Annotated in this window: 39 protein-coding genes; 38 read left to right on the forward strand and 1 reads right to left on the reverse strand. The window is 68.0% G+C overall.

The window, feature by feature from the left end; translation table 11 throughout:
- Positions 1-43 precede the first annotated feature (43 nt).
- From IM770_RS16685 to truA, 36 genes are all read left to right on the forward strand, one after another.
- Entirely contained in the window at positions 44-376 is a 333-nt protein-coding gene (locus tag IM770_RS16685) for a BAR domain-containing protein (RefSeq protein WP_203582290.1), read from the forward strand.
- Entirely contained in the window at positions 376-1,674 is a 1,299-nt protein-coding gene (locus IM770_RS16690; RefSeq protein ID WP_203582291.1) for a hypothetical protein, read from the forward strand. Before IM770_RS16685 ends, IM770_RS16690 begins: the two co-directional genes overlap by 1 nt.
- The gene (locus tag IM770_RS16695; protein ID WP_203582292.1) at positions 1,671-2,177 is read left to right on the forward strand and encodes a hypothetical protein; all 507 of its coding nucleotides are present in this window, start codon (positions 1,671-1,673) and stop codon (positions 2,175-2,177) included. Before IM770_RS16690 ends, IM770_RS16695 begins: the two co-directional genes overlap by 4 nt.
- Entirely contained in the window at positions 2,170-2,754 is a 585-nt protein-coding gene (locus IM770_RS16700; RefSeq protein ID WP_203582293.1) for a hypothetical protein, read from the forward strand. The genes IM770_RS16695 and IM770_RS16700 overlap by 8 nt, the downstream gene beginning before the upstream one ends.
- Complete coding sequence (locus tag IM770_RS16705; protein ID WP_203582294.1) at positions 2,751-3,323, forward strand: hypothetical protein; 573 nt, start codon at positions 2,751-2,753, stop codon at positions 3,321-3,323. The genes IM770_RS16700 and IM770_RS16705 overlap by 4 nt, the downstream gene beginning before the upstream one ends.
- Before the next feature lie 479 nt (positions 3,324-3,802).
- The gene (gene rpsJ / locus IM770_RS16710; RefSeq protein WP_106816553.1) at positions 3,803-4,111 is read left to right on the forward strand and encodes a 30S ribosomal protein S10; all 309 of its coding nucleotides are present in this window, start codon (positions 3,803-3,805) and stop codon (positions 4,109-4,111) included.
- An 8-nt stretch (positions 4,112-4,119) separates the two neighbouring features.
- The gene (gene rplC, locus IM770_RS16715; RefSeq protein WP_109210488.1) at positions 4,120-4,779 is read left to right on the forward strand and encodes a 50S ribosomal protein L3; all 660 of its coding nucleotides are present in this window, start codon (positions 4,120-4,122) and stop codon (positions 4,777-4,779) included.
- Positions 4,780-4,783: 4 nt separating this feature from the next.
- Positions 4,784-5,446, forward strand: a complete 663-nt coding sequence (rplD, locus tag IM770_RS16720) for a 50S ribosomal protein L4 (protein ID WP_203582295.1) — start codon at positions 4,784-4,786, stop codon at positions 5,444-5,446.
- Positions 5,443-5,742: a 50S ribosomal protein L23 gene (gene rplW, locus IM770_RS16725; RefSeq protein WP_045301485.1), complete on the forward strand. Its 300-nt coding sequence runs from the start codon at positions 5,443-5,445 to the stop codon at positions 5,740-5,742. The genes rplD and rplW overlap by 4 nt, the downstream gene beginning before the upstream one ends.
- A gap of 26 nt (positions 5,743-5,768) precedes the next feature.
- Entirely contained in the window at positions 5,769-6,608 is an 840-nt protein-coding gene (gene rplB, locus IM770_RS16730; protein WP_116194494.1) for a 50S ribosomal protein L2, read from the forward strand.
- Positions 6,609-6,620: 12 nt separating this feature from the next.
- Positions 6,621-6,902 (forward strand): 30S ribosomal protein S19, encoded by a 282-nt coding sequence (gene rpsS, locus IM770_RS16735; protein ID WP_018171448.1) that lies wholly within the window; start codon positions 6,621-6,623, stop codon positions 6,900-6,902.
- Positions 6,903-6,924: 22 nt separating this feature from the next.
- Complete coding sequence (gene rplV / locus IM770_RS16740; RefSeq protein ID WP_109210486.1) at positions 6,925-7,323, forward strand: 50S ribosomal protein L22; 399 nt, start codon at positions 6,925-6,927, stop codon at positions 7,321-7,323.
- The gene (gene rpsC / locus IM770_RS16745; protein WP_203582296.1) at positions 7,323-8,105 is read left to right on the forward strand and encodes a 30S ribosomal protein S3; all 783 of its coding nucleotides are present in this window, start codon (positions 7,323-7,325) and stop codon (positions 8,103-8,105) included. The genes rplV and rpsC overlap by 1 nt, the downstream gene beginning before the upstream one ends.
- Complete coding sequence (rplP, locus tag IM770_RS16750; RefSeq protein ID WP_018171451.1) at positions 8,105-8,524, forward strand: 50S ribosomal protein L16; 420 nt, start codon at positions 8,105-8,107, stop codon at positions 8,522-8,524. Before rpsC ends, rplP begins: the two co-directional genes overlap by 1 nt.
- Positions 8,524-8,838 carry a 50S ribosomal protein L29 gene (rpmC, locus tag IM770_RS16755; protein WP_045275475.1) on the forward strand — a complete coding sequence of 105 codons (315 nt, stop codon included), beginning with the start codon at positions 8,524-8,526 and terminating at the stop codon, positions 8,836-8,838. Before rplP ends, rpmC begins: the two co-directional genes overlap by 1 nt.
- Entirely contained in the window at positions 8,838-9,152 is a 315-nt protein-coding gene (rpsQ, locus tag IM770_RS16760) for a 30S ribosomal protein S17 (protein WP_203582297.1), read from the forward strand. Before rpmC ends, rpsQ begins: the two co-directional genes overlap by 1 nt.
- On the forward strand, positions 9,149-9,517 hold the full coding sequence (gene rplN, locus IM770_RS16765) for a 50S ribosomal protein L14 (protein ID WP_045301495.1): 369 nt from the start codon (positions 9,149-9,151) through the stop codon (positions 9,515-9,517). Before rpsQ ends, rplN begins: the two co-directional genes overlap by 4 nt.
- A 4-nt stretch (positions 9,518-9,521) precedes the next feature.
- Positions 9,522-9,881: a 50S ribosomal protein L24 gene (rplX, locus tag IM770_RS16770; protein ID WP_203582298.1), complete on the forward strand. Its 360-nt coding sequence runs from the start codon at positions 9,522-9,524 to the stop codon at positions 9,879-9,881.
- Positions 9,882-9,883: 2 nt separating this feature from the next.
- The gene (rplE, locus tag IM770_RS16775) at positions 9,884-10,474 is read left to right on the forward strand and encodes a 50S ribosomal protein L5 (RefSeq protein ID WP_203582299.1); all 591 of its coding nucleotides are present in this window, start codon (positions 9,884-9,886) and stop codon (positions 10,472-10,474) included.
- 151 nt (positions 10,475-10,625) lie between these two features.
- A complete protein-coding gene (gene rpsH / locus IM770_RS16780) occupies positions 10,626-11,024 on the forward strand; it encodes a 30S ribosomal protein S8 (protein ID WP_192635696.1) in 399 nt (132 codons plus the stop codon).
- A 6-nt stretch (positions 11,025-11,030) separates the two neighbouring features.
- On the forward strand, positions 11,031-11,567 hold the full coding sequence (rplF, locus tag IM770_RS16785; RefSeq protein WP_203582300.1) for a 50S ribosomal protein L6: 537 nt from the start codon (positions 11,031-11,033) through the stop codon (positions 11,565-11,567).
- Positions 11,568-11,569: 2 nt separating this feature from the next.
- A complete protein-coding gene (gene rplR / locus IM770_RS16790; RefSeq protein ID WP_109210480.1) occupies positions 11,570-11,929 on the forward strand; it encodes a 50S ribosomal protein L18 in 360 nt (119 codons plus the stop codon).
- Complete coding sequence (gene rpsE, locus IM770_RS16795) at positions 11,926-12,615, forward strand: 30S ribosomal protein S5 (RefSeq protein ID WP_203582301.1); 690 nt, start codon at positions 11,926-11,928, stop codon at positions 12,613-12,615. Before rplR ends, rpsE begins: the two co-directional genes overlap by 4 nt.
- Complete coding sequence (gene rpmD, locus IM770_RS16800; protein WP_018171461.1) at positions 12,615-12,800, forward strand: 50S ribosomal protein L30; 186 nt, start codon at positions 12,615-12,617, stop codon at positions 12,798-12,800. The genes rpsE and rpmD overlap by 1 nt, the downstream gene beginning before the upstream one ends.
- Positions 12,800-13,408 (forward strand): 50S ribosomal protein L15, encoded by a 609-nt coding sequence (gene rplO / locus IM770_RS16805; RefSeq protein ID WP_203582302.1) that lies wholly within the window; start codon positions 12,800-12,802, stop codon positions 13,406-13,408. Before rpmD ends, rplO begins: the two co-directional genes overlap by 1 nt.
- Before the next feature lie 100 nt (positions 13,409-13,508).
- Positions 13,509-14,831, forward strand: coding sequence for a preprotein translocase subunit SecY (secY, locus tag IM770_RS16810; protein WP_203582303.1), 1,323 nt, complete (start codon positions 13,509-13,511; stop codon positions 14,829-14,831).
- Positions 14,828-15,421 (forward strand): adenylate kinase, encoded by a 594-nt coding sequence (locus IM770_RS16815; RefSeq protein ID WP_203582304.1) that lies wholly within the window; start codon positions 14,828-14,830, stop codon positions 15,419-15,421. Before secY ends, IM770_RS16815 begins: the two co-directional genes overlap by 4 nt.
- Positions 15,422-15,424: 3 nt before the next feature.
- A complete protein-coding gene (map, locus tag IM770_RS16820) occupies positions 15,425-16,267 on the forward strand; it encodes a type I methionyl aminopeptidase (RefSeq protein ID WP_203582305.1) in 843 nt (280 codons plus the stop codon).
- An 11-nt stretch (positions 16,268-16,278) separates the two neighbouring features.
- Positions 16,279-16,977 (forward strand): DsbA family protein, encoded by a 699-nt coding sequence (locus IM770_RS16825; protein ID WP_203582306.1) that lies wholly within the window; start codon positions 16,279-16,281, stop codon positions 16,975-16,977.
- 224 nt (positions 16,978-17,201) lie between these two features.
- Positions 17,202-17,423, forward strand: coding sequence for a translation initiation factor IF-1 (gene infA, locus IM770_RS16830; protein ID WP_018171468.1), 222 nt, complete (start codon positions 17,202-17,204; stop codon positions 17,421-17,423).
- 82 nt (positions 17,424-17,505) lie between these two features.
- Positions 17,506-17,622, forward strand: coding sequence for a 50S ribosomal protein L36 (gene rpmJ / locus IM770_RS16835; RefSeq protein ID WP_005050492.1), 117 nt, complete (start codon positions 17,506-17,508; stop codon positions 17,620-17,622).
- Positions 17,623-17,790: 168 nt separating this feature from the next.
- Positions 17,791-18,165: a 30S ribosomal protein S13 gene (gene rpsM / locus IM770_RS16840; protein ID WP_203582307.1), complete on the forward strand. Its 375-nt coding sequence runs from the start codon at positions 17,791-17,793 to the stop codon at positions 18,163-18,165.
- A 33-nt stretch (positions 18,166-18,198) separates the two neighbouring features.
- Positions 18,199-18,597, forward strand: a complete 399-nt coding sequence (gene rpsK / locus IM770_RS16845; RefSeq protein WP_018171470.1) for a 30S ribosomal protein S11 — start codon at positions 18,199-18,201, stop codon at positions 18,595-18,597.
- A 146-nt stretch (positions 18,598-18,743) separates the two neighbouring features.
- Entirely contained in the window at positions 18,744-19,733 is a 990-nt protein-coding gene (locus IM770_RS16850; protein WP_203582308.1) for a DNA-directed RNA polymerase subunit alpha, read from the forward strand.
- Between the two features lie 65 nt (positions 19,734-19,798).
- The gene (gene rplQ, locus IM770_RS16855) at positions 19,799-20,374 is read left to right on the forward strand and encodes a 50S ribosomal protein L17 (protein WP_203582309.1); all 576 of its coding nucleotides are present in this window, start codon (positions 19,799-19,801) and stop codon (positions 20,372-20,374) included.
- 225 nt (positions 20,375-20,599) lie between these two features.
- Positions 20,600-21,460 (forward strand): tRNA pseudouridine(38-40) synthase TruA, encoded by an 861-nt coding sequence (gene truA, locus IM770_RS16860; RefSeq protein ID WP_203582310.1) that lies wholly within the window; start codon positions 20,600-20,602, stop codon positions 21,458-21,460.
- On the opposite strand, the gene IM770_RS16865 is transcribed toward truA, so the two are convergent.
- Positions 21,375-21,812 carry a hypothetical protein gene (locus IM770_RS16865; RefSeq protein WP_203582311.1) on the reverse strand — a complete coding sequence of 146 codons (438 nt, stop codon included), beginning with the start codon at positions 21,810-21,812 and terminating at the stop codon, positions 21,375-21,377. The two genes, truA and IM770_RS16865, sit on opposite strands and share 86 nt — an antisense overlap.
- Positions 21,813-21,991: 179 nt before the next feature.
- Here IM770_RS16865 and IM770_RS16870 point away from each other — a divergent pair, with 179 nt between their 5' ends.
- Positions 21,992-22,729 carry an endonuclease/exonuclease/phosphatase family protein gene (locus IM770_RS16870; protein WP_203582312.1) on the forward strand — a complete coding sequence of 246 codons (738 nt, stop codon included), beginning with the start codon at positions 21,992-21,994 and terminating at the stop codon, positions 22,727-22,729.
- A 398-nt stretch (positions 22,730-23,127) separates the two neighbouring features.
- Complete coding sequence (locus IM770_RS16875) at positions 23,128-24,918, forward strand: DUF4012 domain-containing protein (RefSeq protein WP_203582313.1); 1,791 nt, start codon at positions 23,128-23,130, stop codon at positions 24,916-24,918.
- The last annotated feature ends 37 nt before the right edge of the window (positions 24,919-24,955 follow it).

Here is a 24,955-nt window from a genome sequence, read left to right on the forward strand (position 1 = left end):
CGTCATCCTATCCGCGGCGTCGATCTCGAGGGGGTAATGGGCGATGGCCGACATCATGCTCGACCTGGCCAGGCTGCGTGAGACGCAGGCCGGCCTGAAGGCGTCGATCGACGAGTTCAAGAACGCGGCGCGCAACAACGACGGACTGGAGTCGTCGGTCGGCCGGCCCGACGACCGCAGTGAGCTGCGCGACAAGGTCTCGGACTTCGAGGCCTCCTGGAACGACAAGCGCGGCAAGCTCGAAGAGAACCTGTCGAACATCCTCGAACAGCTCACGTCGATCATCGACGGCTGGGACGAGTGGGATCGCCAGACCGCCAGTGATCTCGACGGGGCGACCTCGACCGGCACTGTGAACGCGGAGGTCGCGCTCTGATGCGCTCACCCAAGGGACATGAGCTGCGACAGCTCGACGGCAACGCCGGCGACCTGTGGACACGAGGCGACGGCCTGGTCAAGCTGGGCCTGCAGATGGACAGGACGGCCACGGCCCTCGCTGACATCGCCGACTCGTCCGTCCACAAGAGCCAGGGCACCGACAAGCTCGCCGAGATGGCGGACGAGACCGCGGACGACCTGGCGAAGGCCGCGGTCCGTTATGAAGACACCGGGCGGGTCCTCCGCACCTACGCCGACGCGCTTTCCACCGCGCAGACGTGGATACGCACGAACCAGTCGAGCGTCGAGCAAGCCGAGCGCGACTATCAGTCCGCCATCGACGCGCGGGATTCCGCGGATCGCGAGTTGTCGGGCATCCAGACCGTGATGTCGTGGGAGGCCGAGCCCAGCGCCTCCGAGAAGTCATCGGCCGAGACGGCCGCGCACAACGCCGCCGCCGCGCTCACGACGGCGACGAACCATCGCGACGAGATGTGGGGCTCGTTCGATCAGGTGTTCGAGACGTGGGAGGACGCGTACGAGGACGCCGTGTCGGGCATCCAGAAGGCGATGGACACCGCCGGCAACAACGACGGCTTCTGGGAGTTCATCGACAACGCGCTCGAGGTGCTGGGCTGGGTGCTCCTCGCGCTGACCGTGATCGCCCTCATCATCGGGGCTCCGCTGGCAGGACTGCTCGGCGCCATCATCTTCGGACTGGCACTCCTCGTCTTCGCGCTCAACGCGCTCAAGTTCGCCTTCGGAAGGGCGACGCTGGGCGACCTCGGCCTGGCGGCACTCAGCCTGCTGCCGTTCGGCATCGGCCGCGTGCTGTCCAAAGGCGCACCCGTGCTGTCCACGGTGATCAGGGGCGGGCGCTCCGTCGCGACCGGCGTCATCCGTTCGGCGATCCCGCGGATGCAGCTGCTCCGCCCGACGACCTGGGGGAAGCCGTTCCAGTGGCTTGCCGCGCCCTTCAGGGCCCGCGCCGGACTGCCGTCGCCCGGGATGTGGACGAACCCGCTCCGTACGATGGCGTTCGGCGACGCGAAGCTCACACAGACCCACACGTTCCTCGGCACCATGGCGAAGTCCCCGTGGGGGCAGTCGCCTGCCGTGCAGCAGTTCGTCGCCAACACGAACGCGTCCATGCCGAATTTCTGGATCCGTACAGCGAACGTGTCGGTCTGGTTGGGATCCGCGGGCCTGGACACGACACAGGCGGTGAAGACCTCGTTCGGCGTCGGCCCCGACCTCACGATCCCGGGACTGGACCAGGTGAAGCTCTCATGGTGACCCGCGCGCGTGACCGCGCAACGCTGCTGTCGCGGATCTACACCATTGCGCTGGGATTCAACGCGCTGGTGCTGGTGGCCTTCATCGCCGGTTCCATGATCTTCACGGGTGGGCAGGTCGCGGAGAGCGAGACGACCAAATGGGAGCCGGTGTGGTACTGGCCGGTCTTCGTCGTGCCGCCGTGGCTGCTCATCCTCCCCGCCGCGGTCGCTGCGATCGTCGTCGTCCCGATGTGCATCCTCACTCCTGCCGCCCAGGCGCCGCGGATCATCGGCGCCCTCGGGGTGACCGGCGCGGCCATCGCGTCGGAGGTCATCTTCATGCTGATGTTCCCCGCGGACTCCGGCCTCTTTCCGCTCCCAGAGGAGGGGACCTATCTCGGGTTGCATTGGATCGCGCTCGCGCTCTCAGTGCTCTGTCTGCCCGTCCTGATCGTGGCGATCGTCGTCAAAGGCATCGCCTACGAGCGGATCCGCAAGACCGGCGCGGAGTTCTATGACTGAGGAGTCAGTCGCCGCCGCTGAGCCGAGCGGCTTCCACATCATGATGCCGCCCGGCTGGGTGCGGTATCTGGTGGATGCCGAGGGGAAGGCGGCGCTCGTCGCCCAGGCGACCGCGAAGATGCGGGAACTGTCGCGTCCCGACCTCGACGCGCAGGCGCGCAGCATGATCCAGTCGTACTGGCAGACGCTGATCCGGCAGCGGATCTCGGCGATCTACCTGCCCACGGGGTCCGGCGAGGCCGGCATCCCGCTGTCCATCGCGGCCAAACAGCACGCCGCCCCACCGGGCGTGCCCTTCGAAGAGTCGCTGCCCGCACTCGCAGTCGCGCCGATCGAGAGGTTCGAGACGCCCATCGGCGTGATCCTCCGGTGGCAGAAGGACTCGCGCGGCCGCGACGAGATGGCCGGCGTGACCTCACGGCAGGTCGGCTACGGCTTCCCCCTGCCGATCGCCGGCGATCGGCGCGGCATGGTGTTCCTCGCGTCGATCGCGTACCCCGACGACGCCGCGCCCGAAGCCGTCGCCCTCATGACCGAGACGAGCGACACGATCATGGAGACCTTCCGCTGGCGATGACCCTCGAGTACACGTTCGACATCGACTACACCGTCTGGGTTCCCGTCCCGCTGGAGTTCCCGTGGAACGGCTACGACACGGCCATGGCGTGGGCCGCCGACCTCAGTGAAGACCTCCTCGCCGGGCGGGACGCCCCCGACGAGGTGCAGCGCGCCTTCGCCGCGACCGCGCTCGAGCGGGCCCTCATGCCGTCACCCCTCGAGGAGGCGATCGAGCGGTTCTGGCGTCGTCCCGACACCGGCGCTCCGGATCGCCTCGTGCACCTGTACGCCATGCAGGTGGAGGGCGACCCCGACGCCGAGGAGCTGACGGAGCTCGCGCGCACCGGTTTCGGCGGCTTCGTGCAGAGCGTCACGCCGCTCACCGGAACGCCGTTCCACACCGCCCTCCGCGTGATGATCCTGCTCGAACTGCCGGGTGGGGCGACGGCCACGGTGATGCGTGTCATCGGCGCTCGCGACGGCACAGCGCTCATGCTCGAGCTCCTCGACGACAACATCGCCTCGGTGGCGTTCCTCGAGCCCGATGTCGAGACGCTGTTCCGGGGCATCCGTCTCCGCACGATCTGAACCGCCGCGCCGCCGGAACCGAGCGGAAACCGGCGCCACCGGCATCCGCTCGTCGCCTTCTCGACCGCCCGGCTGGGAAACGCCCGAGCATACCCGCGCCGCGACACGCCCGAGTTTGCGACACGCCCGGGCTGCACGTAGACTAGTGAGGTTCCACATTCCAGCGCCCCTTTCGGCGCGCGCTGGATCACTGCCAGGGCAGTGCATAGGCGGCGCGAGAGCGCGGAGTCCTAGGCCGCGGGCAGCAGAACCACCACATCCAGAATCCAGCTTCAGCGGAGCCATGCTTCGCGCGGGCGGAGAACGGATGCCGGGGGCCGGCGCTTCGGCGCGACATCCGGATTGACAGAAGAACAGCGGTGCAGCATCCCTCGACAAGCTCGGGAACCGAGCGGCCGCGAGGAACAGTGCCATGGCGCTTTGCGCCACGTGCGTCCAATGCCACAGGGGTATGACGCGAGAAAGAGAGTGAGCAGACAATGGCGGGACAGAAGATCCGCATTCGCCTGAAGTCGTACGACCACGAGGTCATCGACTCGTCGGCGCGCAAGATCGTCGACACCGTGACCCGTGCGGGCGCGACCGTCGTGGGCCCCGTGCCCCTTCCGACCGAGAAGAACGTGATCGCCGTGATCCGTTCTCCCCACAAGTACAAGGACAGCCGCGAGCACTTCGAGATGCGCACCCACAAGCGTCTGATCGACATCGTCGACCCGACGCCGAAGGCCGTCGACTCGCTCATGCGCCTCGACCTTCCGGCCGATGTGAACATCGAGATCAAGCTCTGAGGTTCGACATGGCTGACATCAACAACAAGGTTTCCAAGGGCCTGCTCGGCACCAAGCTCGGCATGACCCAGGTCTGGGACGAGAACGGCAAGCTCGTTCCCGTCACCGTCATCGAGATCGCTCCGAACGTCGTGACCCAGGTCCGCACGCCGGAGAAGGACGGCTACAAGGCCGTCCAGATCGCCTATGGCCAGATCGACCCCCGCAAGGTCAACAAGCCCCAGACGGCCCACTTCGAGGCCGCCGGTGTGACCCCGCGCCGTCACCTCACCGAGATCCGCACCGCGGACGCCGCTGACTACTCACTCGGTCAGGAGCTCACGGTGGACGGCACGTTCGAGGCCGGCCAGCTGGTCGACGTCGTCGGCACCAGCAAGGGCAAGGGCACCGCGGGTGTCATGAAGCGCCACAACTTCAAGGGCGTCTCCGCCTCGCACGGTGCGCACCGCAACCACCGCAAGCCCGGTTCGATCGGCGCCTCGTCGACCCCGAGCCGCGTGTTCAAGGGCATGCGCATGGCTGGCCGTATGGGTGGCGAGCGCGTGACCGTCCTCAACCTGACGGTGCACGGCATCGACGCCGAGAAGGGTCTGCTGCTCGTCAAGGGCGCCGTCCCCGGCGCGCGTGGCCGCATCGTCTACGTCCGCAACGCAGTGAAGGGTGCCTGATCTCATGGCTGACTCGACTCTCGCGCTCGACGTCGTGAAGGCAGACGGCAAGAAGGCCGGCTCCGTGGAGCTGCCCGCCGAACTGTTCGACGTCAAGACGAACATCCCGCTCATCCACCAGGTCGTCGTCGCGCAGCTCGCGGCGGCTCGCCAGGGCACCCACTCGACCAAGCGTCGCGGTGAGGTCTCGGGCGCCGGCCGCAAGCCCTTCAAGCAGAAGGGCACGGGTAACGCCCGCCAGGGCTCGATCCGCGCGCCGCACATGACCGGTGGTGGCATCGTCCACGGCCCGAAGCCGCGCGACTACTCGCAGCGCACCCCCAAGAAGATGATCGCGGCCGCCCTGCTGGGCGCGCTCAGCGACCGTGCTCGTGGTGAGCGCCTCCACGTCGTGGAGTCGTTCGCGATCGAGGGTGCTCCGTCGACCAAGGCCGCCGCTGCGGTCCTGACCGGTCTCGGCGCCGTCAAGAACGTCCTGGTGGTCGTGGACCGCTCCGACGACATCAGCGTCCTGAGCGTCCGCAACATCTCGTTCGCGCACGTGCTGCCGTTCGACCAGCTCAACGCCTACGACGTGCTCGTCTCGGACGACATCGTCTTCACCAAGGCCGCCTACGACGCGTTCGTCGCGTCGAAGAGCGCCGTCACCGAGGAGGCCTCGGCATGACCGCCGTCAACAAGGACCCGCGCGACATCATCCTGAAGCCGGTCGTTTCGGAGAAGAGCTACGGGCTCATCGACGAGGGCAAGTACACCTTCCTCGTCGACCCCCGCGCCTCGAAGACCGAGATCAAGCTCGCCATCGAGAAGATCTTCGGCGTCAAGGTCGCAGCGGTCAACACGCTCAACCGCACGGGCAAGGCCCGTCGCACCCGCTTCGGCACCGGCAAGCGCAAGGACACCAAGCGCGCCATCGTGACCCTGAAGTCGGGCACCATCGACATCTTCACGGCAGTCGGCTGACGGTCGGGACAGAGGACTAGAGAACTATGGCTATTCGCAAGTACAAGCCCACGACCCCGGGTCGCCGCGGCTCGTCGGTGGCCGACTTCGCCGAGATCACCCGATCGACGCCCGAGAAGTCGCTCCTCCGCCCGCTCAGCAAGACCGGTGGCCGCAACAACCAGGGCCGCATCACCACCCGCCACATCGGCGGTGGCCACAAGCGTCAGTACCGCGTCATCGACTTCCGTCGCAACGACAAGGACGGCATCAACGCCAAGGTCGCTCACATCGAGTACGACCCCAACCGCACCGCGCGCATCGCGCTCCTGCACTACTTCGACGGCGAGAAGCGCTACATCATCGCGCCGAACAAGCTGGCGCAGGGCGACATCGTCGAGTCGGGTCCGTCGGCCGACATCAAGCCGGGCAACAACCTGCCGCTGAAGAACATCCCCACCGGTACCGTGATCCACGCGATCGAGCTCCGCCCCGGCGGCGGCGCGAAGCTGGCCCGTTCGGCCGGTGCGTCGGTGCGCCTCGTGGCGAAGGACGGCCCTTACGCCCAGCTGCGTCTGCCCTCGGGCGAGATCCGCAACGTCGACGCGCGCTGCCGCGCGACCGTCGGCGAGGTCGGCAACGCCGAGCAGTCGAACATCAACTGGGGCAAGGCCGGCCGCAACCGCTGGAAGGGCATCCGCCCGACCGTCCGCGGTGTCGCGATGAACCCGGTCGACCACCCGCATGGTGGTGGTGAGGGCAAGACGTCCGGTGGTCGTCACCCCGTTTCGCCGTGGGGTCAGGCCGAGGGCCGCACCCGTCACGCGAACAAGGAAAGCGACAAGTACATCGTCCGTCGTCGCAACGCCGGCAAGAAGCGGAAGTAGGAGTAGAGGAAGATGCCTCGCAGCCTTAAGAAGGGCCCCTTCGTCGACGAGCACCTGCTTCGCAAGGTCGTCGTCCAGAACGAAGCCGGCACCAAGAACGTCATCAAGACCTGGTCGCGCCGTTCGATGATCATCCCGGCCATGCTGGGTCACACCATCGCCGTGCACGACGGTCGCAAGCACATCCCCGTGTTCGTGACCGAGACCATGGTCGGCCACAAGCTGGGCGAGTTCGCGCCCACCCGCACCTTCCGCGGCCACGTGAAGGACGACAAGAAGGGCCGCCGCCGCTGACGCGGGGGCAGAGGAGAGAGAAATGGTGGAGTCCATCGCACGCGTGCGACACATCCGCGTGACCCCTCAGAAGGCTCGTCGTGTCGTTGCGCTCATCAAGGGCAAGCAGGCTGAGGAGGCCCTGGCCATCCTCAAGTTCGCACCGCAGGGTGCGAGCGAGCCGATCTACAAGCTCGTCGCCTCGGCGATCGCGAACGCTCGCGTGAAGGCCGACAAGGACGGCGAGTACCTGGACGAGCAGGACCTGTACGTGAAGAACGCGTACGTCGACGAGGGCACGACGCTCAAGCGTTTCCAGCCTCGTGCGCAGGGTCGTGCGTTCCAGATCAAGAAGCGCACCAGCCACATCACCGTCGTGCTCTCGACCCCCGAGGTCGCGGAGACGGCGCCGGCTGCCAAGAGCAAGAAGGCGAGCAAGTAATGGGACAGAAGGTCAACCCGTACGGCTTCCGCCTCGGCATCACCACGGACCACGTGTCGCGTTGGTTCTCGGACTCGACGAAGCCCGGACAGCGCTACGCCGACTACGTGGCCGAGGACATCCGGATCCGCAAGCTTCTGCAGACGCAGCTCGACCGGGCCGGCGTCAGCAACATCGAGATCGAGCGCACCCGTGACCGCGTTCGCGTCGACATCCACACCGCCCGTCCGGGCATCGTGATCGGTCGCCGCGGCGCCGAGGCCGAGCGCATCCGCGCCGACCTCGAGAAGCTCACCGGCAAGCAGATCCAGCTGAACATCCTCGAGGTCAAGAACCCCGAGGCCGACGCCCAGCTCGTCGCGCAGGGCATCGCCGAGCAGCTCACCGCTCGTGTGGCGTTCCGCCGCGCGATGCGCAAGGGGCTGCAGGGCGCGCAGCGCGCCGGCGCCAAGGGCGTCCGCATCCAGGTCTCCGGCCGCCTCGGCGGCGCCGAGATGAGCCGCTCGGAGTTCTACCGCGAGGGTCGTGTGCCGCTGCACACGCTGCGCGCGAACATCGACTACGGCTTCTACGAGGCGAAGACCACCTTCGGCCGCATCGGCGTGAAGGTCTGGATCTACAAGGGCGACCTGACCAACAAGGAGCTCGCTCGCGAGCAGGCCAACGCGCCGAAGTCCGACCGTCGTCGTGACGACCGTCGTGGCGGCCCGCGTGGCGACCGCGGCGAGCGTGGCGGCGAGCGCCGCAACGAGGCCCCCGTGGCAGAAGGAGCGTCGGCGTAATGCTCATCCCCCGCAAGGTCAAGTACCGCAAGCAGCACCACCCCGGCCGTTCGGGCCAGGCCACCGGTGGCACCAAGGTGTCGTTCGGTGAGTTCGGCATCCAGGCCCTCACGCCCGCTTACGTGACGAACCGTCAGATCGAGTCCGCTCGTATCGCGATGACCCGTCACATCAAGCGTGGCGGCAAGGTGTGGATCAACATCTACCCCGACCGTCCGCTCACGAAGAAGCCGGCCGAAACCCGCATGGGTTCCGGTAAGGGTTCGCCCGAGTGGTGGGTCGCAAACGTCAAGCCGGGTCGCGTCCTCTTCGAGGTCGCCGGCGTCAACGAGGAACTCGCTCGTGAGGCCCTGACCCGTGCCATCCACAAGCTGCCTCTCAAGGCACGCATCATCAAGCGCGAGGAGGGCGACGCGTAATGGCGATCGGCACCAAGACGCTCGCCCCGAGCGAGCTCGACACGTTCGAAGACCAGCGCCTCGTCGAGGAGCTGCGCAAGGCCAAGGAAGAGCTGTTCAACCTGCGCTTCCAGTCGGCCACCGGCCAGCTCGAGAGCCACGGCCGCATCCGCGCCGTCAAGCGTGACATCGCGCGGCTCTACACCGTGATCCGCGAGCGCGAGCTCGGCATCCGTGCCACGCCCGCTCCGCTGGAGACGGCGACGAAGGCGAAGAAGACCAAGGCCAAGAAGGCGGACGCCGCTGACGAGGCCGTGAAGGAAGAGGCCGAGTGATGGCTGACAAGAAGCAGGCCGCAGAGGTCGAGCACGGCGAGCACGACGTTCGCGACGCCGACGCCCGCGGTTACCGCAAGGCCCGCCGCGGCTACGTCGTCAGCGACAAGATGGACAAGACCATCGTCGTCGAGGTCGAGGACCGCGTGAAGCACCCGCTCTACGGCAAGGTCATCCGCCGCACCTCCAAGGTGAAGGCGCACGACGAGGGCAACACTGCCGGCATCGGCGACCTCGTGCTCATCAACGAGACCCGCCCGCTGAGCGCCACCAAGCGCTGGCGTCTGGTCGAGATCCTGGAGAAGGCCAAGTGATTCAGAACGAGTCCCGCCTCAAGGTCGCCGACAACACGGGCGCCAAGGAGCTGCTCACCATCCGCGTTCTCGGCGGCTCGAACCGCCGCTACGCCGGTCTGGGTGACATCATCGTGGCGACCGTCAAGGACGCGATCCCGGGTGGAAACGTCAAGAAGGGCGACGTGGTCAAGGCCGTCGTCGTCCGCACCGTCAAGCAGACCCGTCGTGCCGACGGTTCCTACATCAAGTTCGACGAGAACGCCGCCGTCATCCTGAAGAACGACGGGGAGCCCCGCGGCACCCGCATCTTCGGCCCGGTCGGTCGTGAGCTTCGCGACAAGAAGTTCATGAAGATCGTCTCGCTCGCACCGGAGGTGATCTGACCTCATGGCCAAGATCAAGAAGGGTGACCTGGTTCAGGTCATCACGGGCAAGAAGCAGGACAAGGGCGGCGACCGCGGCAAGCAGGGCAAGGTCCTCGAGGTCCTGTCCGAGCAGAACCGCGTCATCGTCGAGGGCGTGAACTACGTCACGAAGCACAACCGCGTCGGCCAGTCGCAGCGCGGCACCAAGACCGGTGGCATCGAGACGATGGAAGCCCCCATCCACATCTCCAACGTCCAGATCGTCGACCCCTCGACCAAGAAGCCGACCCGCGTCGGCCACCGTGTCGAGGAGCAGACGAAGGACGGCGTGAAGCGCAACGTCCGCGTGCGCTACGCGAAGAAGTCAGGCAAGGACCTCTGAACATGAGCACCACCACTGCCGTGGAGGCTGGCAAGATCCAGCCCCGCCTGAAGCAGAAGTACAACGGCGAGATCAAGAAGGCTCTGCAGGACGAGTTCGGCTACCCGAACGTCATGCAGATCCCCGGCCTGGTCAAGGTCGTCGTGAACACCGGTGTCGGCGAGGCCGCTCGCGACAGCAAGGTGATCGATGGCGCGGTCGACGACCTCACCAAGATCACCGGTCAGAAGCCGGTCGTGACGAAGGCCCGCAAGTCCATCGCGCAGTTCAAGCTGCGTGAGGGCCAGGCCATCGGCGCGCACGTCACCCTCCGTGGCGACCGCGCGTGGGAGTTCATCGACCGCCTCGTCAACCTCGCTCTGCCCCGCATCCGCGACTTCCGCGGCCTCTCGGGCAAGCAGTTCGACGGTCACGGCAACTACACCTTCGGTCTCCAGGAGCAGTCCGTGTTCCACGAGATCAACCAGGACAAGATCGACCGCGTCCGCGGCTTCGACATCACCATCGTGACGTCGGCGAAGACGGATGCCGAGGGCCGCGCTCTCCTGCGCGCCCTGGGCTTCCCGTTCAAGGCCGACGACGCGCAGGCGTAATTCCTGAACGGATGCCGCGACCGGCGCTGAAGCGGCGGTCGCGGCATCCCCACACCAGCAACTGAATACCGCCACAACTGAATACGGAAATCATGGAAGGTCGTCTGGCGTGTAACGGCAGCCGATACCTCGTGAACAAAGGAATCAAGAAATGACAATGACAGACCCGGTCGCAGACATGCTGACCCGTCTGCGCAACGCGAACTCGGCGCACCACGACTCCGTGTCGCTGCCGAGCTCCAAGCTCAAGACCCACATCGCCGAGATCCTCAAGCAGGAGGGCTACATCTCCTCCTGGGAGGTCAGCGACGCCCGCGTCGGCTCGACCCTCACGCTGACGCTCAAGTACGGCCCGAACCGCGAGCGGTCGATCGCCGGCATCAAGCGCGTCTCGAAGCCCGGTCTCCGCGTGTACGCGAAGTCGACCGAGATCCCCCGTGTCCTCGGCGGGCTCGGCGTCGCCATCCTGTCCACCTCCTCTGGCCTCCTCACGGACCGCCAGGCCGAGCAGAAGGGCGTGGGTGGGGAAGTCCTCGCCTACGTGTGGTGATCTGACATGTCGCGAATCGGTCGTCTCCCGATCGACATCCCCGCCGGCGTGACCGTCTCGGTCGAGGGCCAGGATGTCGCCGTCAAGGGCCCCAAGGGCGAGCTGACGCTCACCGTGGCCCGTCCCATCGAAGTCAAGGTCGAGGACAGCCAGGTCGTCGTGACCCGTCCCGACGACGAGCGCGCTTCGCGTTCGCTCCACGGCCTGACCCGCACGCTCATCAACAACAACATCATCGGTGTCACCCAGGGCTACTCCAAGGGTCTCGAGGTCGTCGGCACGGGTTACCGCGTCGCGCAGAAGGGCACGTCGGTCGAGTTCGCCCTCGGCTTCTCGCACCCCGTCCTCGTCGAGGCTCCTGCGGGCATCACCCTGACCGTCGAGGGCAACAACAAGCTCACGGTCTCGGGCATCGACAAGCAGGCTGTCGGCGAGGCCGCGGCCAACATCCGCAAGATCCGCAAGCCCGAGCCGTACAAGGGCAAGGGTGTGCGCTACGCCGGCGAGGTCGTTCGGCGCAAGGCCGGAAAGGCTGGTAAGTAACCATGGCTGTGAAGTCGAAGTCCGACGCGCGCGCGCGTCGTCACGCCCGCCTTCGCAAGAAGGTCGTCGGCACGCCCGAGCGTCCCCGCCTGGTCGTCACGCGCTCGTCGCGTCACGTGTTCGTGCAGCTCGTCGACGACAGCAAGGGCCACACAGTGGCCTCCGCTTCGACGCTCGAGACCGACCTTCGTGCGTCCGACGCTGACAAGACCGCCAAGGCCCGCAAGGTCGGCGAGCTCCTCGCCGAGCGCGCCAAGGCCGCCGGCGTCTCGGACGTCGTGTTCGACCGTGGCGGCAACCGCTACGCGGGCCGTGTCGCGGCGATCGCCGACGGCGCCCGCGAGGGAGGTCTGAACCTGTGAGTGACAACAAGGAGAACATCGTGACCGAGCAGGCTGCTGCCGAGGCCCAGGCCCCGGCTGCCGAAGCGCCCGCCGAGCGCGAGCGCGAGCCGCGTCGCGGTGGCCGCGAGCGCAACCAGACCCGCGGTGACCGCGGTGGTCGCGACCGCAACGAGAGCCAGTTCCTCGAGCGCGTCGTCACCATCAACCGCGTGTCGAAGGTCGTCAAGGGTGGTCGTCGCTTCAGCTTCACCGCGCTCGTGGTCGTCGGTGACGGCAACGGTGTGGTGGGCGTCGGCTACGGCAAGGCCCGCGAGGTGCCGCTGGCGATCTCGAAGGGTGTCGAAGAGGCCAAGCGCAACTTCTTCCGTGTGCCGCGCGTCGGCTCGACCATCCCGCACCCGGTGCAGGGTGAGGCCGCTGCCGGTGTGGTGCTCCTGCGCCCCGCCGCAGCCGGTACCGGTGTCATCGCCGGTGGCCCGGTGCGTGCCGTGCTCGAGTGCGCCGGCATCCACGACGTGCTGTCGAAGTCGCTCGGCTCGTCGAACACGATCAACATCGTCCACGCGACGGTGGAGGCCCTGAAGCAGCTCGAGGAGCCCCGTGCGGTCGCCGCGCGTCGTGGCCTCGACTTCGACCAGGTCGCCCCCGCCCGTCTCGTCCGTGCCGAGGCTGAGGCCGCGGCCGCTGCGAAGGCAGGTGTCTGATGGCTGCGCGTCTGAAGGTCACGCAGGTCAAGTCCAAGGTGAGCGAGAAGCAGAACCAGCGCGACACGCTGCGTTCGCTCGGTCTGAAGCGGATCGGCGACTCGGTCGTCCGTCCCGACGACGCGCAGACGCGCGGTTACGTCCGGACCGTCGCGCACCTCGTGAAGGTTGAGGAGATCGACTGATGGCTGAGAAGGCCGAGAAGAACGAGGCCGTCGAGGCCGAGAAGGCGCCGAAGAAGGCCGCTGCCCCTAAGAAGGCCGCTGCCGACAAGGCTCCCGCCAAGGCTGAGAAGGCTGCGCCCAAGAAGGCTGCCACCAAGGCCGCCCCGAAGAAGGACGTCCCGGCTTCGCGCCCGGGCGTGCTGAAGGTGCACCACCTGCGTCCGGTCCCCGGCGCCAACACCGCCAAGACCCGCGTGGGTCGCGGTGAGGGCTCGAAGGGCAAGACCGCGGGCCGTGGCACCAAGGGCACGAAGGCCCGCTACCAGGTCAAGGTCGGCTTCGAGGGTGGGCAGATGCCGCTGCACATGCGCACCCCGAAGCTCCGTGGCTTCAAGAACCCGTTCCGCGTCGAGTACCAGGTCGTGAACCTGGACAAGCTCGCGGAGCTGTACCCGGCCGGTGGCGACGTCACCGTGGGCGACCTCGTCGCCAAGGGTGCGGTGCGCAAGAACGAGAAGGTCAAGGTGCTGGGCACCGGCGACATCTCGGTGAAGCTCAACGTGTCGGTCGACAAGGTCTCGGCGTCCGCCGAGCAGAAGATCGTCGCCGCGGGCGGCGCCGTCAAGTAATACGCGCACAGTGGGGGTCGGAGCTTGCTCCGGCCCCCACTGGGTTACCCTGGACGCTGGCACGTCGTATGTGCCGACGCCCCCTCTTGGAGGAATCCTCTTGTTCAGCGCCATCGCGCGGATCTTCCGCACACCCGACCTCCGGCGGAAGATCGCATTCACCCTGGCGATCATCGCCCTGTACCGCTTCGGCGCGCACGTCCCGGCGCCGTTCGTCGACTTCCCCAACGTCCAGTCGTGTCTGCGGCAGTCGGCGGGTACCGAGGGTCTGCTCTCGCTGGTCAACCTGTTCTCTGGCGGCGCTCTCCTGCAGCTGTCGATCTTCGCGCTCGGCGTCATGCCGTACATCACCGCGACGATCATCGTGCAGCTTCTCCGCGTGGTCATCCCGCACTTCGAGACCCTCTACAAGGAGGGCCAGGCGGGCCAGGCGAGGCTGACGCAGTACACGCGCTACCTGACGATCGCGCTGGCACTCCTCCAGTCGACCACCCTCGTCACCGTCGCCCGCAGCGGCCAGCTCTTCGGCACCACGGGCGTGCCCGAGTGCGAGAACCTCCTCACCAACGACGTGTGGTGGGCGCAGCTGCTGATGATCATCACGATGACCGCCGGCACCGGCCTCATCATGTGGTTCGCCGAGCTCGTGACCGAGCGCGGCATCGGCAACGGCATGTCGCTCCTCATCTTCACCTCGATCGCCGCCGCCTTCCCCGCCTCGATGTGGGCGATCTGGCAGTCCAAGGGCTTCGAGGTCTTCCTGCTCGTCCTGGCCGTCGGCATCGTCGTCGTCGCGCTCGTGGTCTTCGTCGAGCAGTCGCAGCGCCGCATCCCGGTGCAGTACGCCAAGCGCATGGTCGGCCGTCGCACGTACGGCGGCACCAACACGTACATCCCGATCAAGGTGAACATGGCCGGTGTCGTGCCCGTCATCTTCGCCTCGTCGCTGCTGTACATCCCCGCGCTCATCGCGCAGTTCAACCAGCCGCAGGCGGGCGAGGATGTGCCGGCCTGGGTGGCGTGGATCCAGCTGTACCTCGTGCGCGGCGACCACCCGCTGTACATGGCGCTGTACTTCCTGCTCATCGTCGGCTTCACGTACTTCTACGTCGCGATCACGTTCAACCCGGTCGAGGTCGCCGACAACATGAAGAAGTACGGCGGCTTCATCCCCGGCATCCGCGCGGGTCGCCCCACGGCCGAGTACCTCGACTACGTACTCACGCGCATCACGCTGCCGGGCTCGATCTACCTCGGTCTGATCGCGCTCCTGCCGCTCATCGCCCTCGCGACGGTCGGCGCCAACCAGAACTTCCCGTTCGGCGGCGCCTCGATCCTCATCATCGTGGGTGTGGGTCTCGAGACGGTGAAGCAGATCGACGCGCAGCTCCAGCAGCGCCACTACGAAGGGCTTCTCCGATGACCCGTCTTCTGATCATCGGCCCGCAGGGGTCGGGCAAGGGCACGCAGGGCGTCCGCATCGCCGAGGCGTTCGGCATCCCCGCCGTCTCGACGGGCGACGTCTTCCGCGGCGCCGTCGCAGACGGCTCCGAGCTCGGCCAGCAGGTCAAGGCCATCATCGAGGCCGGCGATCTGGTCTCGGACGAGCTCACGAGCGCGGTCGTGCGCGACCGCCTGTCGCAGCAGGACGCCGCGGGCGGCTTCCTCCTCGACGGCTACCCGCGCAACGTCGCCCAGGTCATGCACCTCGACGAGTTCCTCGAGGGCCGCGACGAAGAGCTCGACGCCGTCATCGAGCTCGTGGTGCCGCGCGACGAGAGCATCGCGCGCATCGCGCGCCGCGCCGCCGAGCAGGGCCGCAGCGACGACACCGAAGAGGGGATCGCCAACCGCCTGGCGATCTACGAGCGTGAGACCGCGCCGATCCTCGAGGTCTACCGCACGCGCGACCTCGTCGACCGCATCGACGGCGTGGGCTCGCTGGACGAGATCACCGACCGCATCATCGCGTCGCTCGAGGCCCGTGGCCTCGGTCGCACCGCTGCGGCCTGATCCGTGTCGCTCCGCCGTTCGATCTACAAATCGCCCGCCCAGTTGCGGGCGATGGTCGAGCCCGGGCTCATCACCGCCGCGGCGCTCGACGCCGCCCGGGCGTTGATCGCGCCCGGTGTGACGACGGGCGAGCTCGACGCCGCGGCATCCGCCCTCATCACCGCCCGAGGAGCCAAGTCGAATTTCCAGATGGTCCGCGGCTACCGCCACACCATCTGCGCCTCGGTGAACGAGGAGGTCGTGCACGGCATCCCGGGTGACCGGGTGCTGGGCGCCGGCGACATCGTGTCGGTCGACGCGGGCGCGGAGTTCAAGGGGTGGAACGGCGACTCGGCGTTCACCTTCGTCCTGCCCGACGAGTCGCGCCCCGAGGTCGTCGCCGAGCGGCAGCGTCTGTCCGACGTCACCGAGGGATCGCTGTGGGCCGGCATCGCCGCCCTCGCCTCGGCGAAGCAGATCGGCGAGGTCGGCACGGCGATCCAGTCCTACATCGAAGCCAACTCTCCCGAGTCCGGCACCTACGGCATCCTGCGCGAGTACGTGGGCCACGGCATCGGCCGCAAGATGCACGAGTCACCGTCGGTCTTCAACTACCGCGTCGCAGACCCGGGACCCGAGGTGCGCCCCGGGCTCGTGCTCGCGATCGAGCCGATGGTCGTCATCGGCGATCAGGCCACCTTCGTCGAGGACGACGGGTGGACGGTCTCGACGGTCGACGGCACCGCGGGCTCCCATTGGGAGCACAGCGTGGCCGTGCACGAGGACGGAATCTGGGTGCTGACGGCACCCGACGGCGGTGCGGCGGGGCTTGCGCCCTTCGGCGTCACACCGCGCGCGATCGCCTAGGAGGCTCGACAATGGCACAGGCCGGACGCAAGACGAACTGGTTCGCGATCTGGGTGACCCTCGGCGTCGTGGTGGCGCTCGTGCTCGTCACCGTGCTCGTGGTGACGCTCAACAACGCCGCCACTCCCAAGCCGCTGCCGACCGAGGTGAACACGCCGTCCGCGTCGAACATCGACGCCGAGACCGGTGCCATCCTCGTCGGCGAGGGCGACGACCGCCTCGACACCTACATCGACTTCATGTGCCCGGTCTGCGGCCAGTTCGAGCAGGTCTACGGCGCGGAGATCGAGGGCATGGTCGACGACGGCAGCATCACGCTCGGCATCCACCCGATCTCGATCCTCGACGAACAGTCCAACGGCACCCAGTTCTCCACGCGCGCTGCCAGCGCCGCGTACTGCGTGGCGGTCGAAGATGCCGACGCCTCCCTGCCCTTCCTGCAGGCGATGTTCGAGAACCAGCCGTCGGAGGGCTCGTCGGGCCTCACGAACAACGAGATCCTCGAGATCGCCTCGGGCGTCGGCGTGACCGGCATCGACTCGTGCGTCAATGACGGCATCTATGCCGGGTACGTCGCTGCGATGACCGCCGAGACCCCGATCCAGCCCGGCGCGGCCGGCGTCGGCACGCCGACCGTCGCCGTCAACGGCGAGGTCATCGCCAACTCGCAGCTGCCGGCGGCCGGCCAGCTCGCGACGCTCTTCGACTGAGCTTCGGAGGTGACGGATGCCGCGGCCCGCGGCATCCGTCAGCTCCGGCGTGCGTAGGAGAGCGGCTTTCCTGAGGGGGAGCCGTGACGTGGCGGCGGGCATTTGCCGCGGCATCCACTATCACGTATGCTTGATCTTTGGTGCGTTGCGCCTTCATTGGCGTGTCGTAGCACCGAACCCCATCCACCGCAGATCGACCGGTCTGCACAAGTGTTAGCGAGCGTATGGCGAAGAAAGACGGTGTCATCGAGATCGAGGGCGTCGTGTCCGAGGCGCTGCCCAACGCGATGTTCCGCGTTGAGCTGAGCAACGGCCACAAGGTCCTCGCGACGATCTCCGGCAAGATGCGGCAGAACTACATCCGCATCATTCCCGAGGACCGTGTCGTCGTGGAGCTGTCGCCCTACGACCTCACCCGCGGGCGCATCGTCTACCGCTACCGCTAGGCCGGTCGAGAAGTAACACCCCGCGTTTCGGAAGGCTCAACGGCCGAAATGTGCCCGGTGAAGACAGCGAAGAGAAGAAATCATGAAGGTCAACCCCTCCGTCAAGCCCATCTGCGACCACTGCAAGGTCATCCGTCGCCACGGTCGCGTCATGGTCATCTGCAAGAGCAACCCGCGTCACAAGCAGCGCCAGGGCTGACCCTTCGACAGGCTCAGGGACCGCACGGTCGGTGAGCCTGTCGAACCGCAGACCCACAACTGAACACGAATACAGGCAGCGTCAGAACCTCTCCGGAGGGGACACCTCGGGCTGGAGGCCCGGGCACCGACACTGCTCCACACCTCCACCTACTCTCAGGAGAACCGCATGGCACGTCTTGCCGGCGTTGACATCCCGCGCGACAAGCGCGTGGTGATCGCCCTCACGTACATCTACGGCGTTGGCCGTACCCGCTCGAACGAGATCCTCCAGGCGACGGAGATCGACGAGAACATCCGCGTCAAGGACCTCAGCGACGACCAGCTCATCGCGCTCCGCGACTACATCGAAGGCAACTACAAGGTCGAGGGTGATCTCCGCCGTGAGGTTGCCGCCGACATCCGCCGCAAGGTCGAGATCGGTTCCTACGAGGGCCTGCGTCACCGCCGCGGCCTCCCGGTGCGCGGTCAGCGCACCAAGACGAACGCGCGTACCCGCAAGGGCCCGAAGCGCACCGTCGCCGGCAAGAAGAAGGCGCGCTAAGGCGCGGCCCCCAGGGTTTAGGAGAGCAAAGCAATGGCACAGGCCAAGTCCGCCGCGCGCAAGCCGCGCCGCAAGGAGAAGAAGAACATCGCGCTGGGCCAGGCCCACATCAAGTCGACGTTCAACAACACGATCGTCTCGATCACCGACCCGTCGGGCGCCGTCATCAGCTGGGCGTCGTCGGGTGGCGTGGGCTTCAAGGGCTCGCGCAAGTCGACGCCGTACGCCGCCGGCATGGCCGCGGAGTCCGCTGCCCGCCAGGCGCAGGAGCACGGCGTCAAGAAGGTCGACGTCTTCGTGAAGGGTCCGGGCTCGGGTCGCGAGACCGCGATCCGCTCGCTCACGGCCGCCGGCCTCGAGGTCGGCTCGATCCAGGACGTGACGCCGCAGGCCCACAACGGCTGCCGTCCGCCCAAGCGCCGCCGCGTCTGACATCCCGGAGCCGGGGCACCCGTGACGGGTGCCCCGGCTACCGCACGCTTTACGGATGCCTCATTCCGAGGCATCCCCGAGTAAAACTCAACACCTCACCCACCGCACGTGTCATATAGCGGGCACGTGATCGAAAGGAACACATAGTGCTCATCGCACAGCGTCCCTCCCTGACCGAGGAGAAGATCGGGGAGTTCCGCAGCCGGTTCGTCATCGAGCCGCTGGAGCCCGGCTTCGGCTACACGATCGGCAACGCGCTGCGTCGCAGCCTCCTGTCGTCCATCCCCGGCGCGGCCGTGACGTCCATCCGCATCGACGGCGTCCTGCACGAGTTCAGCACCATCCCGGGTGTGAAGGAGGATGTCACCGAGATCATCCTCAATATCAAGCAGCTGGTGGTCTCCAGCGAGCGCGACGAGCCCATCACGGCGTACCTGCGCAAGACCGGCTCCGGTGAGGTCACCGCCGCCGACATCTCGGCTCCGGCCGGTGTCGAGGTGCACAACCCCGAGCTCGTCATCGCGACCCTCAACGACACCGCGAAGTTCGAGCTCGAGCTCACGATCGAGCGCGGCCGCGGCTACGTGTCGGCCACGCAGAACCGCAACGAGTACGCCGAGGCCGGCCAGATCCCGGTCGACTCGATCTACTCGCCGGTGCTCAAGGTCTCGTACCGCGTCGACGCGACGCGTGCCGGTGAGCGCACCGACTTCGACAAGCTCGTGCTGGACGTCGAGAGCAAGCCCTCGATCGCCCCGCGCGACGCCGTCGCGTCGGCCGGTCGCACGCTGACCGAGCTCTTCGGCCTGGCCCGCGAGCTCAACGTCGAGGCCGAGGGCATCGAGATCGGCCCGGCGCCGGTCGAGACCGTCCTCTCGAACGAGCTGTCGATGCCGATCGAGGACCTCGACCTGTCGGTGCGTTCGTACAACTGCCTCAAGCGCGAGGGCATCAACACCGTGTCGGAGCTCGTCGCACTCTCGGAGACGCAGCTCATGAACATCCGCAACTTCGGTCAGAAGTCGGTCGACGAGGTGCGCGACAAGCTCGTCTCGCTCGGCCTGTCGCTGAAGGACTCGGTTCCCGGGTTCGACGGCGCGCACTTCTACGGCGGCTACGACGACGAGACCGTGTGATCGGATGCCGGGAGTCCCGGCATCCGCATCCCCCCGACCGAATTTCATCCTGGAGTAACTGACTAATGCCCAAGCCCACCAAGGGTCCCCGCCTCGGAGGCGGCCCCGCACACGAGCGCCTGCTGCTTGCGAACCTGGCCGCTGCGCTGTTCACCCACAAGTCGATCAAGACGACCGAGACCAAGGCCAAGCGCCTGCGTCCGCTCGCGGAGCGTCTCATCACGTTCGCGAAGCGCGGCGACCTGCACGCGCGTCGTCGCGTGCTCTCGGTCATCGGTGACAAGGAAGTCGTGCACGTCCTGTTCACCGAGATCGCGCCGCTGGTCGCGGACCGTGAGGGCGGCTACACCCGCATCACGAAGGTCGGCAACCGCAAGGGCGACAACGCTCCCATGGCCGTCATCGAGCTCGTCCTCGAGCCCGTGACGAAGAAGCCGTCGGCCAAGAAGTCCGCCGCTGCCGCCGCTCCGGCCGCCGCCGAGGCTCCGGCCGAGGAGGCTCCGGCTGAGGAGACCGCCGACGAGACGCCCGCGAACGACGAGGCCGCCGAGGCCGGCGCCGAGTCGCAGGAGGAGGGCGCCGCCGCCGAGGCTGCTGCCGAGGAGGCCGTCGAGGCTCCCGCCGAGGAGAAGTCCGCGTAAGCGGATGCCGGGCGTCGACGCCCGGCAGGTCCGGGCCCTCGGGCCCGGCCACCCTTGCACCGCGAGACCCGTCACCCACTGGGTGGCGGGTCTCGCTGCGTCTGCGGGGCGTTCCCGGTCCGTGCCCGTGTGCGGCGCCCCTCGGCGGCGCTCCGCGCTCCGGGCGACGAGCCTCGCGCCTCGCGCGGCCGGTCCCGCGTCCAGCGCCTCGGTAGGCTGGAGCGCGTGCGGATCCGCCTCGACATCGCCTACGACGGCACGCATTTCCGCGGGTGGGCGCGGCAGCCCGGGCTCCGCACGGTGCAGGAGACGCTCGAGTCCTCGCTCGCGCGCGTCGTGGGCGGCGATCCGCGGCTCGTGGTCGCCGGGCGCACCGACGCGGGCGTGCACGCGACAGGCCAGGTGGCGCACGTCGACCTCGACGAGGCGCAGCAGCAGCGCATGCTCGCGCGGCATGCGCGCCCTTCGGCCGGTCCGCAGACGACCGAGGATCGCGCCGCAGCGCTTTCCGCCCGCATCACCGGGGTCGTCGGCGCGTACTCCGACGTCGCCGTCCACGGTTCGCGGCTCGCTGCCGAGGGTTTCGACGCGCGGTTCTCGGCGGTGTGGCGGCGGTACGAGTACCGGATCGGCGACGTCGACACCGGGTACGACCCGCTCGAGCGGCACCGCACCACGGCGGTGCGGGCATCCCTCGATGTGAAGGCGATGGATGCCGCGGCCCGCGCCCTCGTCGGGCTCCACGATTTCGCCGCCTACTGCAAGCCTCGCGAAGAGGCGACGACGATCCGGACGCTCCTCGAGTTCGACTGGCGCCGCGACGACGCCGGCGTGCTCGTCGCCAACGTGAAGGCCGACGCGTTCTGCCACAGCATGGTGCGCGCCCTGGTGGGCGCGTGCGTCGCCGTCGGCGAAGGCCGGCTCGACCTCGATGACGTGGTCGACATCCGCGACGCGCGGGAGCGCGTGCCCGAGGTCAAGGTGCTCGCGGCGCGGGGCCTCACGCTGACCGAGGTCGGGTACCCCGCAGACGAACTGCTGGCGCAACGCGCCGAGCAGACGCGGGCACGGCGCGACCGCGAGTAGCGCTGCTCTTCGAACCGACGAGCTGGATCAGCGCAGCGGCGAGCGGGCTGGCTGACGTCGCCTCGGCCTCGAAGGCGTCGGCGACGACCGCCGCGGCGGCCTCGAATTCGCGTGCTTTGTCGACGGCGGCCTGTCGCTCTGCGACCACACGGTCCGCGGCGGCGTACTCCGCGCGCAGGCGCGCGCGCTCGGACTCTTCGAGGCCGGGACGGGCGGCGGTGCGCTCGAGGGCGTCGGCGACGCGTGAGCGTGCCACCACGCTGACGCGCAGCTCGCGCTCGGCGGTCTCACGGGCGGTGCGGCTGGCGGTGCGCGCGTCGGCGAGTTCGGCGCGGATGGCGGAAACGGCCATGGGGTCCTCCTGGATCGGGTCTCGGCGGGTTCGGTGCGAACACCGTGAACCGGCACAACACTCCAGAGCCGCGGCATCCGGATTTCGTACATCGGTCGTTGAGCGGATGCTGTGAGATCCCGATGTGGACTTGTCAAGGCCACGTCACGGCCACGCGAGCGGCATAGGCTGGCGTCGCCATGAAGGTCATCTCGTACAACCTGCGCAAGCACCGCGCCGCCGGAGAGCTCGCCCACCTGGTGGAGCGCTACGGCGCCGACGTGCTGTGCCTGCAGGAAGCCGACACGTCCGACCTGCCGCACGAGATCTCGGGTCTGCGGCTGGCGGAGTCCACGCAGCGCAATCGTCTCGGGCTCGCCGTGTACTACCGCGAGAACACCTATCGCGCGGTCGACGTGCGGGCGCTGGCGCTCAAGAAGTCGCTGCACGATCGCGTGCTGAAGCCGGCGGAGGAGCGGATGCTGGGCGTCCGGCTGCACGACATCGACGAGAACGTCGACGTCATCGTGGCGTCGTTCCACGCGGCACCGCTCACAGCCCTCAACTCGTTGCGGCGCCACCAGATCCGCACTGCGCTCGGCGAGCTGCAGCAGCTGGGCGAGGGTCTTCCGGCGCTCATGGTCGGCGACTACAACTATCCGGTGTTCAAGGAGCGGCTCGGCCAGCACGTGCGCGAGCAGGGCTACGAGCTGAACCTCTCGGACTCACGGACCTACACGCGCTACCGCTTCTTCCGCGGGCACTACGACTTCGCGACGTCGGTCGGGTTCGAGATCGACCGCGTGCGCACGCTGCCGCAGGGCCTCAGCGACCACCTGCCGATCCTCGTCACCGCCCACCCCGCCGCCGGAGTGCGCCGCGTGGTCGAGGTGACCGAGTCGACGACGGCCGCCGTCGCCGGCGCCGGCGCCGCCTGACCTCGCCCGGTGTTTCCCGGCCGTTGAGCGAGCGAGGAACGAGCGAGACGAAACGCCTCGACGCCACGAGCAACCCCGTCCCCGCCCCCTCCTCCCGGCCGTTGAGCGAGCGGAGCGAGACGAAACGCCTCGGCGCCACGAGAAACCCCGCCCCCGCCCTGGCGCCCGGCCGTTGAGCGAGCGGAGCGAGACGAAACGCCTCGGCGCCACGAGCAACCCCGTCCCTGCCCTGCACCCGGCATCAACGCGCTGGCTCGACCCCAGACGCCGGCGGATCCGCGGCGTACCATGGACACGTGGCGAGGGGGACCGTCACGCGCATCGAACCCGAGGATGCGCAAAGGGGGGTTGCTTCCACTGCTGAAGCGACGCCTGTTGCGTCGCGCCCGCGGCGGCGCGTGTGGCCGTGGATCGTCGGTTCGCTGATCTTCCTGCTGCTCGCGGGAGGCATCATCGCCGGTGCGTTCGGGATGCAGTTCTGGTCCGAGGCGCAGCGGGCCCGCGCCGCCGTCGAGCGGGCGGCAGTGGCGATGGAGGACCTCCGCGACAACCTCGACTCGGCCGATACCGCGCAGGTTCGTGCGGCCACCGACGAGATCCAGGCGAACGTCACGCTCGCCGTCCGGACCGTCGACGGGCCGCTGTGGGACATCGCCGCGAACGTGCCGTTCATCGGGCGGAACGTCGATGCCGTACGGCGTGTGACGCATGCCGTCGACGTGCTCGTCGAGCGCGCGCTGCCGCCGGGTCTGCAGTTGATGGCGGCGACCGACTTCGACCAGCTCACCGTGGCAGGCGGTGGGATCGACCTCGAGCCCTTCCGGCAGGTGCAGGGATCGATACCCGAGATCGCCGCGGCCTTCGCCGACGCGCAGGCGATCGTTGCGCCCATCGACACGACGGCGCTGCTGCCCGAGGTGAGCGCGTCGATCTCCGACGTCGTCGAGCTCATCGAGGTCGCGACTCCGGCGCTCGGCGTGGCGGAGAAGTACCTGCCGACCCTGCTCGACATGGCCGGGTCGGGCGGCGTCAAGACGTACCTGCTGATCTTTCAGAACAACGCCGAGATCCGCGCCACCGGCGGCAATCCCGCGGCGAGCATGATCGTGACGCTCGCCGACGGCAGGCTCGGGTACGTCGACCAGGGCAGTTCGCAGACGTTCTATCAGGCGGGCACGCAGGGCGAGGAATATGTCGCCCTTCCCGCCGAGACGACGCGGCTGTATCTGCCGACGCTGACCCGGCACTCGCAGGACTTCACGTTCACGCCCGACTTCCCGACGACGGCGCAGCTGTTCGAGGCGCTGTGGAGCCACACGACGGGCGCGACCTTCGACGGCGTCGTCTCGATCGATCCGGTGGTGCTGTCGTACCTGCTCGCGGTGTCGGGGCCGGTGACGCTCGGCACGGGGGAGCAGCTCACCGCCGACAACGCGGTGCGCGTGCTGCTCAGCGATGCGTACGAGCGCTACCCCGACGGCGACGACTCGGACGCCTTCTTCGCGGATGCCGCGCGGCAGGTGTTCGACCATCTGACGACGTCCGTGTGGGATCCGCTGCAGATGCTGGCGGCGCTCGAGCGATCCGCCGACGAGCAGCGCATCTACCTCGCGTTCGATGATCCGGCGGCGCAGGCACTCGCGGTGGAGTTCGGACTCGACGGCGCCCTCGCCGCCGACAGCACGACGCAGACCCAGATCGGCATCTATCTCAACGACTCGTCCGTCGGAAAGCTCGAGTACCACCTGTCGTCGTCGATCGCCGCGACCTGCGACGCCGCGGCGCGCACGATCACCACCACGATGACCCTGCAGAACGGCATCGCCGACGGCATCCGAAGCTCGTTCACGCTGGGAGCCCGCAACGCGCGGCTCGGGGTGCCGCGCACCACGATGATCCTCGACGTGCTGTTCTTCGCCCCACCCGGGGCGCAGATCACCCAGACGGTGCCTTTGCGCGGCGACGTCCCGCGCTGGGAGCGCACCGGCCTCGAGAAGGGGCACACGGGGGTGAGCAAAACCGTGTTCGTCGGCAAGGGGCAGACCGAGACGGTCTCGTTCACGGTCGCGCTGCCCGCCGGCGACCTCGGCCCGTTGCGGCTGCGTCACACGCCCACGGCGACGTCGACCCCCGTCACGATCGATGCGAGCTGCGCCGCACTCTTCCCCGACCCGAGCCTCGGTCGTTGAGCGAGCGAGACGAAACGCCCCGCCTCGTCCCGCGTTC

The sequence above is a fragment of the Microbacterium hibisci genome (genome assembly GCF_015278255.1).
Classification (GTDB): domain Bacteria; phylum Actinomycetota; class Actinomycetes; order Actinomycetales; family Microbacteriaceae; genus Microbacterium; species Microbacterium hibisci.